The organism is Borreliella americana, from assembly GCF_021043605.1.
GTDB classification, from domain to species: Bacteria; Spirochaetota; Spirochaetia; order Borreliales; family Borreliaceae; genus Borreliella; species Borreliella americana.
On record NZ_JAJNFB010000007.1, the window covers coordinates 30,135 to 43,291 of the forward strand.

Annotated in this window: 10 protein-coding genes, 5 tRNA genes and 1 pseudogene; 13 read left to right on the plus strand and 3 right to left on the minus strand. The window is 29.6% G+C overall.

Annotation, left to right across the window (positions count from 1 at the left end; translation table 11 throughout):
* The 12 genes from cheD to LRB30_RS03015 all read left to right on the plus strand — a co-directional run bounded on the left by cheD (nt 1) and on the right by LRB30_RS03015 (nt 10,450).
* The gene (cheD, locus tag LRB30_RS02960; protein WP_231013704.1) at nt 1-492 is read left to right on the plus strand and encodes a chemoreceptor glutamine deamidase CheD; all 492 of its coding nucleotides are present in this window, start codon (nt 1-3) and stop codon (nt 490-492) included.
* A gap of 2 nt (nt 493-494) precedes the next feature.
* Nucleotides 495-2,474: an ATP-dependent helicase gene (locus LRB30_RS02965; protein ID WP_231019091.1), complete on the plus strand. Its 1,980-nt coding sequence runs from the start codon at nt 495-497 to the stop codon at nt 2,472-2,474.
* A gap of 116 nt (nt 2,475-2,590) precedes the next feature.
* Nucleotides 2,591-4,021 (plus strand): beta-Ala-His dipeptidase, encoded by a 1,431-nt coding sequence (gene pepD / locus LRB30_RS02970; protein ID WP_231013708.1) that lies wholly within the window; start codon nt 2,591-2,593, stop codon nt 4,019-4,021.
* A gap of 132 nt (nt 4,022-4,153) precedes the next feature.
* Nucleotides 4,154-4,226 (plus strand) — tRNA-His (locus tag LRB30_RS02975).
* 24 nt (nt 4,227-4,250) lie between these two features.
* Nucleotides 4,251-4,324, plus strand: a tRNA-Arg gene (locus tag LRB30_RS02980).
* 79 nt (nt 4,325-4,403) lie between these two features.
* A tRNA-Leu gene (locus LRB30_RS02985) sits at nt 4,404-4,484 on the plus strand.
* A gap of 5 nt (nt 4,485-4,489) precedes the next feature.
* A tRNA-Gly gene (locus LRB30_RS02990) sits at nt 4,490-4,561 on the plus strand.
* A gap of 40 nt (nt 4,562-4,601) precedes the next feature.
* Entirely contained in the window at nt 4,602-5,966 is a 1,365-nt protein-coding gene (tig, locus tag LRB30_RS02995) for a trigger factor (RefSeq protein ID WP_231019100.1), read from the plus strand.
* Between the two features lie 14 nt (nt 5,967-5,980).
* The gene (gene clpP, locus LRB30_RS03000) at nt 5,981-6,565 is read left to right on the plus strand and encodes an ATP-dependent Clp endopeptidase proteolytic subunit ClpP (protein ID WP_231013711.1); all 585 of its coding nucleotides are present in this window, start codon (nt 5,981-5,983) and stop codon (nt 6,563-6,565) included.
* Nucleotides 6,566-6,588: 23 nt separating this feature from the next.
* Nucleotides 6,589-7,881 (plus strand): ATP-dependent protease ATP-binding subunit ClpX, encoded by a 1,293-nt coding sequence (gene clpX / locus LRB30_RS03005; protein WP_231013712.1) that lies wholly within the window; start codon nt 6,589-6,591, stop codon nt 7,879-7,881.
* Nucleotides 7,868-10,258 (plus strand): endopeptidase La, encoded by a 2,391-nt coding sequence (gene lon / locus LRB30_RS03010; protein WP_231013725.1) that lies wholly within the window; start codon nt 7,868-7,870, stop codon nt 10,256-10,258. Before clpX ends, lon begins: the two co-directional genes overlap by 14 nt.
* 39 nt (nt 10,259-10,297) lie before the next feature.
* Entirely contained in the window at nt 10,298-10,450 is a 153-nt protein-coding gene (locus LRB30_RS03015; RefSeq protein ID WP_231013713.1) for a hypothetical protein, read from the plus strand.
* 59 nt (nt 10,451-10,509) lie between these two features.
* On the opposite strand, the gene rpsD is transcribed toward LRB30_RS03015, so the two are convergent.
* The 3 genes from rpsD to LRB30_RS03030 all read right to left on the minus strand — a co-directional run bounded on the left by rpsD (nt 10,510) and on the right by LRB30_RS03030 (nt 12,660).
* On the minus strand, nt 10,510-11,136 hold the full coding sequence (rpsD, locus tag LRB30_RS03020) for a 30S ribosomal protein S4 (RefSeq protein WP_231013714.1): 627 nt from the start codon (nt 11,134-11,136) through the stop codon (nt 10,510-10,512).
* A 28-nt stretch (nt 11,137-11,164) separates the two neighbouring features.
* Nucleotides 11,165-11,237, minus strand: a tRNA-Met gene (locus LRB30_RS03025).
* A gap of 67 nt (nt 11,238-11,304) precedes the next feature.
* The gene (locus LRB30_RS03030; RefSeq protein ID WP_231019111.1) at nt 11,305-12,660 is read right to left on the minus strand and encodes a cation diffusion facilitator family transporter; all 1,356 of its coding nucleotides are present in this window, start codon (nt 12,658-12,660) and stop codon (nt 11,305-11,307) included.
* 128 nt (nt 12,661-12,788) lie between these two features.
* Between LRB30_RS03030 and LRB30_RS03035 the strand changes: the two are divergent.
* Nucleotides 12,789-13,148 (plus strand): annotated as a pseudogene (locus LRB30_RS03035) (hypothetical protein).
* Nucleotides 13,149-13,157 lie beyond the last annotated feature (9 nt).

Below are 13,157 nucleotides of genomic sequence, written 5' to 3' on the forward strand. Positions count from 1 at the left end.
ATGTTGAATCATTTTAATTTTAAATTAAAACGCGATGTTACGATAATAGTTCCTGGTGAAGCTTTTGTTTCAAATAAAAGAGTGATTTCCACAATTCTTGGTTCTTGTGTTGCTGTTGTGCTTTTTGACGAAGCAAACAATTTAATTGGGATGAATCATTATGTTCTAGTTAAGTCAGATCTTGACATATCTCCTGAGCAAAGGGGAAGATATGGAATTTATGCTATTCCCATGTTAATAAATGCGATGCTCGAAAATGGAGCTAATAAAAGCAATCTTAAGGCCAAGCTTTTTGGAGGAACTAATTTTATGGCAAAAGGATCAGTTAAGGTTGGACTTGAAAATTCAGAGTTTGCCGTTAATACATTGAATAAGTATTGTATTCCAATCTTAGTCAAAGATTTCGATCAATCTAAGTCGCGAAAGATTTTTGCTTTTCCTGAAAACTTTAAAGTTATTGTGGAATATCCAGACGGAACAAGGGTTTTTTAATTTTGCCTAATGATGATTTTTTTAAAAAATCTCTTAATCAATTTCAATATGAAGCAGTTACTACTATTGAAGGTGCTCTTTTAATTATTGCTGGTGCTGGTAGTGGAAAAACAAGGGTTGTTACTCACAGAATAGCCTATTTGCTTTTAAAAGGTATTGCTCAGAGAGAGATTTTAGCTTTGACTTTTACCAACAAGGCTGCTAATGAAATGAAAGACAGAATTAAAAAAATTTTAAAAAGTCCTCTTAGCAATCTTATGGTTTCAACTTTCCATGCTTTTGGGCTTTTCTTTTTAAAAGAAAATTATAAATTATTAGGATATAGAAAAAACTTCAGCATTTATGATGACAATGATAGAATTTCTCTTCTTAAAGAGATTTTACTTGATGAAGGTCTTTTTAATAAAAAAATTTCTTTAAATTCACTTAGTAATGTTATCTCGCTTTTAAAAAACGGGATTCTTACCCTTGATGATTTAAAGGAAGAAGATTTAAATATTTACAGGCTTTATGAAGATCGATTAAGGCTTTATAATTCTTTTGATTTTGATGATTTGATTTTAAAACCAAAAGAATTGTTAAGCAGCAATTCTGATATTAGAAATAAATATTCTAAAAGATATAAGTATGTTTTGATTGATGAGTTTCAAGATACTTCTTTGATTCAATATAATTTTATTCGTCTTTTGATAAATCATAGTAATTTGTGTTGTGTAGGGGATGATGATCAGTCTATATATTCTTGGCGCGGGGCTAATTATAACAACATGTTGCAATTTGAAAAAGATTACAACGTTAAAGAAATAAAGCTTGAACAAAATTATCGTTCTGCAAAAAATATTTTAGATGTTGCCAATTCTGTGATTTTAAATAATAAAAATAGAAAAGAAAAGACCTTGTGGTCCTCAAAGATTTGTAGCAAAGTTATTGATGTTTTTATATTTGAGGATGAAATTCAAGAATCTGAGTTTGTTGCAAATAGAATCATGCAGCTTTCAAGGCTAGAAGGCTTTAAGTCTAAAAAGATAGGAGTTCTTATGAGAACCAATGCTCTTTTTAAAAACGTTGAAATGATTTTTAGAAGACAGGGCATAAAATATAAAGTTTCAGGGGGAACGTCTTTTTTTCAGAGAAAAGAAATAAAAGATATTATTTCTTATTTAAATGTAATAATAAATCCTAAAAGTGATTATGATCTTCTTAGAATCATTAATGTTCCAAGAAGGGGTATTGGCAAGGAATATTTGAAAAAAATTAGAGATATAGCAGACAAGAAAGGTTGTTGTATTTATGATGCTCTTTGTGACATTACTTTTTCTTTTACAGACATTTCTAGTTATGATAAAGCTTTGAATAAGCAGGTCATTGAAAGCATAGAAGATTTTGTATCTTTTATTGAAGAGTATCAATATAAATTTAGTATAACAAAAAACACTTATTCTAATATAATCAAAGAAATGATAGAAAGTATTGAATATTGGGGATTTTTAGTTAGTGAAAATCCTAATTCAATCAAAGTGGCTGAATATAAATATCAAAATATAGAGGGGTTTTTAAGCATAATTAAAAATTGGGAATCCAAACAATTTGGTGAGTTGAGAGATTTAAGCAGTTTTTTAAATTACATAGTTATTCAATCTAACGAAGCAAGTGAGGAATCTGAAAATATTAATATTAATTTAATGACAGTACATTCTGCTAAAGGTTTAGAATTTGATTATGTATTTTTTATTGCTGTTGAAGACAACATTATTCCTCATCATAGAATCATTGAAGATAGCGAGGTTGACTTGGAAGAAGAGAGGCGAGTTTTTTATGTTGCATTAACTCGTGCAAAAGATTCTCTTGTTATTACTATGGCCAATAAGCGTAAAAAAGATAGGCAAATTTTTGATCAGGTGCCTTCAAGATTTGTTTCAGAAATTCCTAAAGAATTTTTAAATTTTAATTATTATGCAGATTTTGTTGAAAACAAAGCTTAACCAATATTATTGAATTTATTGAATGAATTCAAAGATTAATTTAGTATAATATATTATTAATTATAAATTAAATCTAAGTATATTTATGGATTTAATATAATCAAAGGAAAGTTATTATGAGTATTGTAATTGATTTTTTTAAAGAGATATCAAAAATTCCAAGATGTTCAAAAAATGTTAAAGGAATTATTAATTTTATTAAGCAGAGAGCCAAAAAATTTGGTTATTCTTTTAAAGAAGATAGTGTTGGTAATATTGTAGTGCAGATAAAGTCAAATAATAATATTAATATGCATCCTATTATTTTACAATCTCATGTTGATATGGTTTGCGAAAAGAATGAATCTAGCTTGCATAATTTTGAAACAGATCCGATTGAAATTATTGAAGAGGATGGATATCTTAAAGCAGTAGGGACCACTCTTGGAGCTGATGATGGGATTGGAGTAGCTATGATGTTGGGGATTATGAGTGAAGCTAATAATTTTTCTCATCCCGACTTAGAACTTCTGTTTACTGTTGATGAGGAAATAGGTTTAATAGGTGCTCTTGGCCTTGATCCCAATTTATGTAGTGGTAAAAGCCTTATTAATCTTGATGGAGAGGAAGAAGGTTATTTTTTAGTTGGTTGTGCGGGATCAAGACTTGTAGAAATTGTTTTTTCTCCTAAGTATAGTCTTGTAACGAAAAAAACAAAGGTAGAGATTTTGTTTAAAGGGCTTAAAGGTGGCCATTCTGGGTCAGATATTCATTTAGATTTGGCAAATTCTTTAAAATTAATGTTTTTTGCTCTTTTTGAAATTAAGGCAAATCTTAATTTTGAGATTGAAGGCATTTTTGGTGGAAATAGTAGCAATGCAATTCCAATTGAAGCCAGGGCTTTAATCTTTATAGATGATAATGATTATGATTTATTAAATAAAGAGCTTAAACTGTTTGTACTTAAAGTTAAAAGTGCATATTCTCTTGAAGATGAATTTGATATTATTGTTAATAAAAGAGAATTTTCATCAGTTAAAGTTCTTGATGAAAATAGCAAAAATAAGCTTTTAAATATGGGAATGGGATTTTTACATGGAGTTCAAAAAGTAGAAAATTATGAAAATAAGCTTATAAAGACCTCTTTAAATTTTTCAAGTCTTTTAAGAATGCAAGACGATTATATTTTTACTTTTTTAATAAGATCTTTATTAGATTCAGACAAAGAGTATGTTTGCAATCATTTGCAGTCCATAAGTGATTTATCAGGAGCTAATTTGCGTGTAATTTATGATGATCCTTCTTGGCAGCCTGATAAGAATAGCAATCTTTTAAAACATCTTCAAGGAGTGTATAAAGAGATGTATCTTAAAGATGCCAATGTTTCCACAATACATGCAGGTCTTGAAACAGGCATAATATCTTCTAGGTTGGGAGGTGTAGAATCTGTTACCCTTGGGCCTTGGATTGAATGGCCTCATACTACTAGGGAAAGAGTAAATATTTCTTCAACTATTAGAGTTTATGATTTTTTGAAAAAAAGCTTAGAAAGATTTCAAAAATTTTAGTTTTGAAAAAAAATAATATTTTATTATAAATTTTTTAATAAAAGTCTTATGGCTTTTATTATTTTTATCTTTTATTGACTTAGGAGTTAAATATATATAAAATATTATAATAATCATAGTCACTAGTTATTGGTGGTTGTAGCTCAGTTGGTAGAGCGTCGGGTTGTGGTTCCGAATGTCGCGGGTTCAAGCCCCGTCAATCACCCTTTAATCAATTTTATTTTTAATTGCATTCATAGCTCAATTGGATAGAGCGGCGGACTTCGAATCCGAAGGTTGCAGGTTCGACTCCTGCTGAGTGCGAAATTATTATTTGTTTGGTAGATTAGGCATACTTGCAAAAGCTTTTAAGTTTTTGTATACTAGTTTGAGTATGAAGTATGCAGGAGTGGTGGAATTGGCAGACACGCTAGACTTAGGATCTAGTGCCTTTGGCGTGTGGGTTCGACTCCCACCTTCTGTAAAAGTGCGAAAGTAACTCAGGGGTAGAGTGTCACCTTGCCAAGGTGGAAGTCGCGGGTTCAAATCCCGTCTTTCGCTTTTTAATAATTATCAGTAAGGTTTAATTGAGGCATTAACAGTGATTTTAAGTAAAGATATTAAGCTTCTTCCAGGTTCAAAAGTTGAGGTTGTCATTAGAGTTTCAAAAAGTGTTATTCAAGAAAAGTATAATTCATTATTGCAAGATTATTCTTCCCGACTTAAAATTCAAGGTTTTAGAATTGGAAAAGTTCCTATTAATATTATTGAGAATAAATATTCTGAAGGTTTAAGAGCCACTGTTTTAGAAGAAGTGATTAATAATTCTCTTAAAGAATTTTTTAAAGAAGAGTCCAAAATGCCTTTAAGCTATACTACTCCTACTGTAAAGGAAAATAATTTAAGATTAAATCTTGATGAAGATTTTGAATTTACTTTTGTATATGAGACTTATCCTGAGTTTAAAATTCCAAGTTTTGCTGAGATTGATATTAAAGTGGAGATTCCCGAAGTTTTTATTGATGATTCTGATATTGATGATGAGATTAGAAATCTTCAAATAGAAAATGCAATTATCATTGAAGATGAGGAAGGAGTTGTCAAGAAGGATAGCATTGTTAAAGTGAATTTTGTTGAGCTTGATCACTTTTTAAATGAGATAGTATCAACAAAAAGACAAGACTTTGTTTTTACGGTTGGGAAATCTGAGACCTATTATGATTTTGACAAAGATATAATTGGTATGAGAATAAATGAAGAGAGAGTTATAGAAAAATCTTATATTGCAGATTACAAATTTAAAGAACTTGCGGGCTCTTCAAGAAAATTGAAGATTAAGATTAAGAGTATTAAAAAAAGAGATCTTCCTTTAATAGACGATGAATTTGCACAGGATATTAGTGGTAAATATAATACGCTAGATGATCTTAAAAATTTTATAAAATCTAGTCTTTTAAACATTGTTGAAGAAAAAAAAGAAACTTTAAAGCTAAATAAATTTTTTTCTATTATTTCTGAAAAATTAGAAATAGATATTCCCCATTCAATGATTGAGGTCGAAATTGAAATTGCTTTTAAGGATTCTAAAAGGCAAAATAAAAATAATATGAGCCTTGAAGAGTTTAAAAATATATTTTATTCTTCAGGATATGTTGGTAGTGATAATTTAAAAGATGAGATTCTTAAGAATTTGAAATCTAAGCTGATAATGCAGAAAATGATAGATTTAGACCCAATTGAAGTTACTGAGAGCGATATTGAATATGAAATGGCCAGGCAGTCTGAGAATTCGGGTGTAAGTTATGAGGAGATTAAAAAATTTTATGAAGATCAAAATTTGACTTCTTATTTAAAGGATGATATCAAAAGGAAAAGAGCTAAGAAAAAAATTTTGGAAAATCTTAAAGAGGTAAAGGGCAAAAAAGTTTCTTTTAAAGATTTTGTTAATTGTAAAATTTGTGAGTAAGAAAAATGGAATTTATGCATAATTTAATACCCACTGTAATAGAGAATACGGGAAATTATGAGAGAGTATTTGATATATATTCAAGGCTGCTTAGAGAGCGTATAATATTTTTGAGTGGTGAGATTAATGACCCTAAGGCAGATACTGTGATTGCTCAACTTTTGTTTTTAGAATCAGAAGATTCAAATAAAGACATTTATCTTTATTTGAATTCCCCAGGTGGCAGTATTACTGCAGGTCTTGCGATTTATGATACTATGCAATATATAAAGCCCGATGTAAGGACAATTTGCATTGGACAAGCCGCTTCAATGGGAGCTTTTTTGCTTGCGGGTGGCGCTAAAGGCAAAAGAGAATCTTTAACTTATTCTAGAATAATGATTCACCAACCTTGGGGTGGAATAAGTGGTCAGGCTAGTGATATTAACATACAAGCTAATGAAATTTTAAGACTTAAAAAATTAATAATTGATATTATGTCTAATCAAATAGGGGTTGATAAGGAAAAACTGGCTCTTGATATGGAAAGAGATTATTTTATGACTTCAAGTGATGCTCTTAAATATGGTCTTATTGACAGTATATTAGCAAGGGAATAGTTTTATTTTCGGTAAAAGTTTTTATGGCAAGAGTAAAAGGTCAAAAAGTAAAAGAGTGTTCTTTTTGTGGACTTAGTGTTGCCGAACTTGGCGGTAATGTTGTTATATCTAATGGAGTAGCGATTTGTCCGGAATGTTCTAAAATATGTCACAATCTTTTTAAAGAAAAGTTGTGCAAACCGTTAGATTCTAATTCCAACGGGTTGCCAACTCCCAAACAACTTAAAGATCATTTAGACATGCATGTTGTTGGGCAAGAAGATGCAAAAAAAGTTTTATCTGTAGCTGTTTATAATCATTATAAGAGAATATTGAAAAATGATAAATATGACAACGGTATTGAGATTGAAAAATCTAATATACTTTTAGTTGGGCCCACGGGCAGCGGTAAAACTTTGCTTGCAAAAACGTTGGCTGCAGAGATGAATGTTCCATTTGCAATAGCAGATGCTACAACTTTGACAGAAGCAGGATATGTTGGCGAAGATGTAGAAAACATTTTACTTAAATTGATACATGCTGCTCATGGGGATGTTAGTTTAGCCGAGAAAGGGATTATTTATATAGACGAGATAGATAAAATTGCTAAAAAAAACGAAAATGTTTCAATAACAAGAGATGTTTCTGGAGAAGGGGTTCAACAGGCTTTGTTAAAGATAATTGAAGGTACTGTTGCCAATGTTCCCCCAAGAGGCGGCAGAAAGCATCCTTATGAGGATACTATTGAAATTAATACTCAAAATATACTTTTTATATGTGGTGGTGCTTTTGTTGGGCTTGAAAATATTGTTAAGAATCGAATAAATAAAAGTTCTATTGGGTTTTCAGCAGTTGAAAAAAAGAATATAAGAGAAGATACTTCATTAAAGTATTTAGAAATGGAAGATTTGATTAAATTTGGCTTAATACCAGAGTTTGTTGGTAGACTTCCTGTGCATTCGTATCTTGAAAAGTTGAATAAAGAAGATTTGTTGAGAATATTGGTTGATCCTCAAAATTCTATTGTTAAGCAGTATTATCATATGTTTAAAATGGACAATGTTGAATTGGTATTTGAAAAAGATGCTTTAGAATCAATTGTAGATGAGGCCATTTTAAAAAATACTGGAGCAAGGGGCCTTAGATCTATTTTAGAAGGCCTTCTCAAAGATGTTATGTTTGAGGTTCCTTCTATTAGTAAGGCCAAGAAGGTTGTTGTTACAAAAGAATCTGTTTTAAATGCAGATATTAACCCATTAATTTTGGTGGGAAATGCAATTAAAAAACCTTGGGCAAAAGAGTTATATGAAATCAATCTTAAATATGATAAAAAATAAAAAAGAAGATCTTCCAATTGTTATTTTAAAAGAAAATGTTCTTTTTCCCAATATGACATTGTGGGTAACTTTTGATAATGAATATGTAATTAATTCCATAGCTCAATCCATGTTAGAGGAAAGATTGATTTTATTTGCTTATCCAAATGAGTCTAATTATGATGAATCTGATAGGGGAGGAGTTAAAAACTTATGCTCTGTGGGTACTTATTCTAAACTTATACAAGTTATAAAGGTAAGTAAAGATGTAATAAAAGTTTTGATTGAGTGTCAAAGTAGGGTTCTTATAGGCAGTGTTTCCAAAAAAAATGATTATTTGAGAGCCAAAGTTACTTTTGTGCCTGATGATAGCGGATTAAACAGAGAGCTTTTCACTTACTCAAAATTTTTAAAAGAAACTTATGAAACTTATAGAAATTCCTTGTCTTTAAAATCTTATGATACTGATAATGAACCAATTAATTATTTTGAGAATCCAAGTAAGCTTGTCGACATTATAGCCTCTAATTCAAACTTGGAAAATAGCATAAAATTAGAGCTTTTGCAAGAACTCAATGTTAAAACCAGAATAGAAAAGTTAATTGTTAATTTAAACATTGAAATTGATCTTTTAGATCTTAAAAAAGATATTAATTCTAAAGTTAGAGCTAAGTTGGATAAGGGGCAAAGGGATTATTTTCTTTCTGAGCAAGTTAAAGAGATACAAAAAAGATTAGGTAAAGATGAAAACGATTATATTGACAGATTAAACTCTAAAGATATTCCAGAAGATATTAAATCTAAGATTGAAAAAGAAATTTCTAGATTGTCTAAAATGCAGATGAATTCACCTGATGCTAATATTATTAGAAGTTATATAGAATTAATATTGGATCTTCCATGGAATGAAAATACTGTTATGAAAAATCATTTAAGTGAGATTGAGTTTATATTAAGAAATTCTCATTATGGTATGGATGAAGCAAAAGAAAAGATAATAAATTTTTTAGCTGTTTATCAAATTAATTCCAAGGTTAAAGCTCCTATTTTATGTCTTGTGGGGCCTCCTGGAATTGGTAAAACATCTCTTGTGGAATCTGTTGCAAGATCACTATCTAGAGAATTTGTTAAAATATCTCTTGGTGGTTTAAGAGATGAAGCAGAAATTAGGGGACACAGAAGAACTTACGTTGGCTCTCTTCCAGGTGTTTTTATTAGTGCGATGAAAAGAGCGGGCAAATCCAATCCCGTTATTCTTCTTGATGAAATAGATAAAATTAATAGTAGTTATAAGGGAAATCCCGAATCTGCCCTTTTAGAAGTTTTAGATCCGGAGCAAAATTATAAGTTTGTAGATCATTATTTAGAAATTCCTTATGATCTTTCTAATGTTTTATTTGTTACAACAGCCAATTCTCTGAATGGCATGTCAAAGCCGCTTCTGGATAGAATGGAAATAATTAAAGTTGAGGGTTATTCTTATATTGAAAAGTTAGAGATTGCTAAAATTTTTCTGATTCCAAGCATAATTAAAGAGAGTTTTTTGGATAAAGTTTATATAAGAATAGAAGATGATGTTATTTTTAATTTAATTAGAAACTATACTATGGAATCTGGCGTAAGGGGGCTAAAGAGAGTTTTAACCAATTTGATTAGAAAACTTGTAAGGGAGCTGCTTTATGAGTATTCTAAAGATCAAATTATTAAAGGCAATTTTTATTCACCAAGTTCTTTGATACATGGAAATAATTCGATTTTTACTCATGATCCTGATATTCCAGGTATTTATAAAATAATTAGTATTAATAATTATTTTAATTATGTTGATACTGAGGATAATTTAGATTTAATTAAGATTGATTCTTCAGGATTTGTTTATGGGCTTGCTTGGACAAGTTATGGTGGTACGGTTCTTCCTGTTGAGGCAACTAAGTTTGAGAAAAAGGGAGACATTATTTTGACAGGAAGTCTTGGGGCTATTATGAAAGAGAGTGCGCAGCTTGCATATTCTATAGTTAAGACCTATTCTTCTAAGCTTAATTTTGATGTAAAGGAAAGTCCTGAAATTCATTTGCACTTTCCAGAAGGAGCAACGCCAAAAGATGGGCCTTCTGCAGGTATTACCATTGCAACAGCAATTGCTTCAATACTGTCTGACAAGAAAGTTCCTTTGGATCTTGCAATGACTGGCGAGGTGACTTTAAAGGGCTTTGTTCTTCCTGTGGGCGGTATTAAAGAAAAAGTTTTAGCAGCTTATAGAAATGGCATAAGTAAAGTTATTTTGCCCAAAGACAATAAAAAAGATTATTCTAAGCTTCCAGAAGAAGTTAAAGACAATATAGACGTTAAGTTTGTCTCAAACTTAGAAGAAGTTTTTGATTATTTGAATATTATTTAAAAATTCACATATTTAAATTTATATTTTAGGAGTAGATCTATGAAAGATGGGGTTAGAAAGCCTTCGGGTAATAGAGTATCTTTTAGTGTTCAACCCAATGTTAAGGGTCTGAGAAAGAATAATAATTTTTCTTGTTTTGCTAAGAATAACTTGGGTAAAAATTTTTCAAAAGGTAAAAAAAAGGGTAAATAAAAAAGTGGCTTTAATTAGCCACTTTTTGTTTTTTTAATCATGCAGAAACAAAAAATATGTTATGCTCTCTTAGAATAATATTCTACAACCATTTGTTCATTAGCAAGCGTAGGTATTTCGTCTCTTGATGGAGCATGCTTTACTTTTATGTTTAAATCATCAGCATTTACTTCTATCCAAGTTGGTAAATTTCTAAGAGACGAAGTTTTTTCTATATTTGATCTTATTAATTTTTTTAAGCTGTCTTTCTCTTTTATTTGAATTTGATCATTTGCTCTTAGTATTATTGAAGGGATTGTAACTCTTCTTCCATTTAATATAATAATGCCGTGAGAAACTATTTGCCTTGCGTGTGCTCTTGATATAGCAAACCCAGCCCTATATACAACATTGTCAATTCTTCTCTCGAGTATTGAGAGTAAGTTGTCTCCAGTAACACCGTGATGTTTTTTTGCTTCTTTAAAAGTGTTGGTTAGCTGTCTTTCGCTTACACCATAAGTAAACTTTATCTTTTGTTTTTCTATCAATTGTTTTCCATATTCTGTGTTTTTAGATTTTCTGGTTTTTCCGTGCATTCCAGGAGGATGTGGCTTTTTTTTAAGGATTTTGTCATATTTTGGCTGCTCAAAAATGTTGATACCAAATCTCCTTACTAGCTTGCCTTTAGCTCTTTGTTTTCTATTCATCAATTCCTCGCATATTAAAAATAAAGCATAGCAGGGATAGGACTCGAACCTATGACCTTCGGGTTATGAGCCCGACGAGCTACCAACTGCTCTACCCTGCGTCTTACAATTTAAAATGTTAACACAACTTTATTATGAGTGTCAATTATTTGTTTATTATTAATTTAATTAGACTAAAAAATATATTTCATTTATTTCTTTATATTCTTGTTTTATGATTTTTTTAATATCTTGTATTTTATTTGTAAAATTTTTAAAGTCATTTTCTGAATTTAAATTTATTTTGATATAAAGCACAAGTTTGTTGCCTTGATTATGGAAATTGAGTGTTTTAAAGTTTATGTGTGAATTTTTTAATGTATCTTTTACGCTTCTTTTAAGATCTATATTTTGCTTTGAGAGTAAATTGTTTGCGTTATTTATTATTACGTTAAGTCCTTCTTTTATTATGATAAAGCCAATAAATATAGACATAATTTTGTCAAAGCCGCTCCACATGTAAGTTGCAAGCAGTAAGCTTAGTGTAATCCCACCATGTGAGAATATACAGTTTTTATCAGCTGAAGCTAGTGCTAAGAGAAGCTGATTGTTGTATCTTTTTCCTATTTGGAATTTTGTCAAATATTCTATTATTTTCACTATAAAAAAAATGAAAGGGGTTAGTGGTATCCATAAGCTTTTTTTAAGAGATTTATTTGAAAATATTTCTAGTATATTTTTTTTGTCATCTTCGCTATGATTGTTGCTATGATCATGATTGTGATTGTGTGAATGACTATGGTCATGTTCATATATAGCATTATTTTTATTTTTGTTTTGGTGTATGTGTAGATTAAATCCGGATTCTACCCCCAGAGTGATAAATTTATTTAAACCGGTTGTATTTAAAAATAGTGTAAATCCTGCCATAAGTATGATTATTCCCATGATAAAAGCTATTAAGCTTTCCATTAGTTTGTGTCCATAAGGATAATGGATGGTTTCAGGCTTGCTTGTAATTTTCAAGCTAAAGTAAGTTATTGTAGATAAAACAAAGTCGGCCATCACGTGGAAAGCATCAGCAATAAGTGCAAATGAATTAAACAGTATTCCAACAGTAAGTTTAGAAGATGTTGATGCTACTTCGGTAAATATAGAGATTATTCCAATTCCCATTACAAACTTATCTTCTTCTATCTCAGATGCTAATTCTTTTTTATATTGAGAATCGTTATGTTCAAATCCTAAGCTTAAAAGCTCTTCTTGTATTTCAGTAATTTGGCATGAAATTGTTTTAAACTTATTTTTTTTGCCGTAATGAATTAAGTTGCTAATCATTATTCTTTCTATGCCTTCTGATTTAAAATCATCATCAATATAAAAATTAATTATTTCAATTTGATCAGCTTTTGCTTTCGCTTTAAGATTTGAAATTGATTTTGAATTATTTTCAATATAAACAATGTAGATATCTTCTTTTTTTAAAGGATCCAATTTTAAATAAGCAAATTTATGAATGTTTTTTAAGCTTATTATCTTGACCATAATTGTAACATTCTCCTAGTTGTTGCATAATTTTACTAATGTAGTATTAATGCTACATTTTATCATTTATTAAATTCAAGCTCAATCTTGATTTGTTGAGACAAAAGTAAGGAATATTTTATGCGACAATCGGATTTTTTGTGAAAAAATGTAAAAAAAATATTTTAAATAATAATGATTTGCGCAGTTTAATTGATAATATTAAAAATATTTTTTATTAGATTTTAAAAGAGTTTGACAGACGGTCATTAGAAGATATATTTAATTATTATTATGAATTCTATGATCTTAATAACAGTTTGTATGGTTTTGTAGAAAAATTTGTTCCAATTATTAATTTTTTATTATTTGAAGATTTGGAATATAATTTTAATTCTGATGAGAAAAAGCTTATTTTAAGTGTATTTGATTTGTCTGCCAATACTCTTGAAAGCAATAAATTAAATAGACTTGCAAGTGCTTTAGTTTCTCTAAAGATATTAAGTTAATTTAATTTT

Excerpts from the sequence above, each read along its gene's own strand:
- LRB30_RS03015 (WP_231013713.1), top strand. The coding sequence starts at position 10,298 with ATGAAAGATGGGGTTAGAAAGCCTTCGGGTAATAGAGTATCTTTTAGT.
- rpsD (WP_231013714.1), bottom strand. The coding sequence starts at position 11,136 with ATGAATAGAAAACAAAGAGCTAAAGGCAAGCTAGTAAGGAGATTTGGT.
- pepD (WP_231013708.1), top strand. The coding sequence starts at position 2,591 with ATGAGTATTGTAATTGATTTTTTTAAAGAGATATCAAAAATTCCAAGA.
- clpP (WP_231013711.1), top strand. The coding sequence starts at position 5,981 with ATGCATAATTTAATACCCACTGTAATAGAGAATACGGGAAATTATGAG.
- cheD (WP_231013704.1), top strand. The coding sequence starts at position 1 with ATGTTGAATCATTTTAATTTTAAATTAAAACGCGATGTTACGATAATA.
- lon (WP_231013725.1), top strand. The coding sequence starts at position 7,868 with ATGATAAAAAATAAAAAAGAAGATCTTCCAATTGTTATTTTAAAAGAA.
- LRB30_RS03030 (WP_231019111.1), bottom strand. The coding sequence starts at position 12,660 with ATGGTCAAGATAATAAGCTTAAAAAACATTCATAAATTTGCTTATTTA.
- clpX (WP_231013712.1), top strand. The coding sequence starts at position 6,589 with ATGGCAAGAGTAAAAGGTCAAAAAGTAAAAGAGTGTTCTTTTTGTGGA.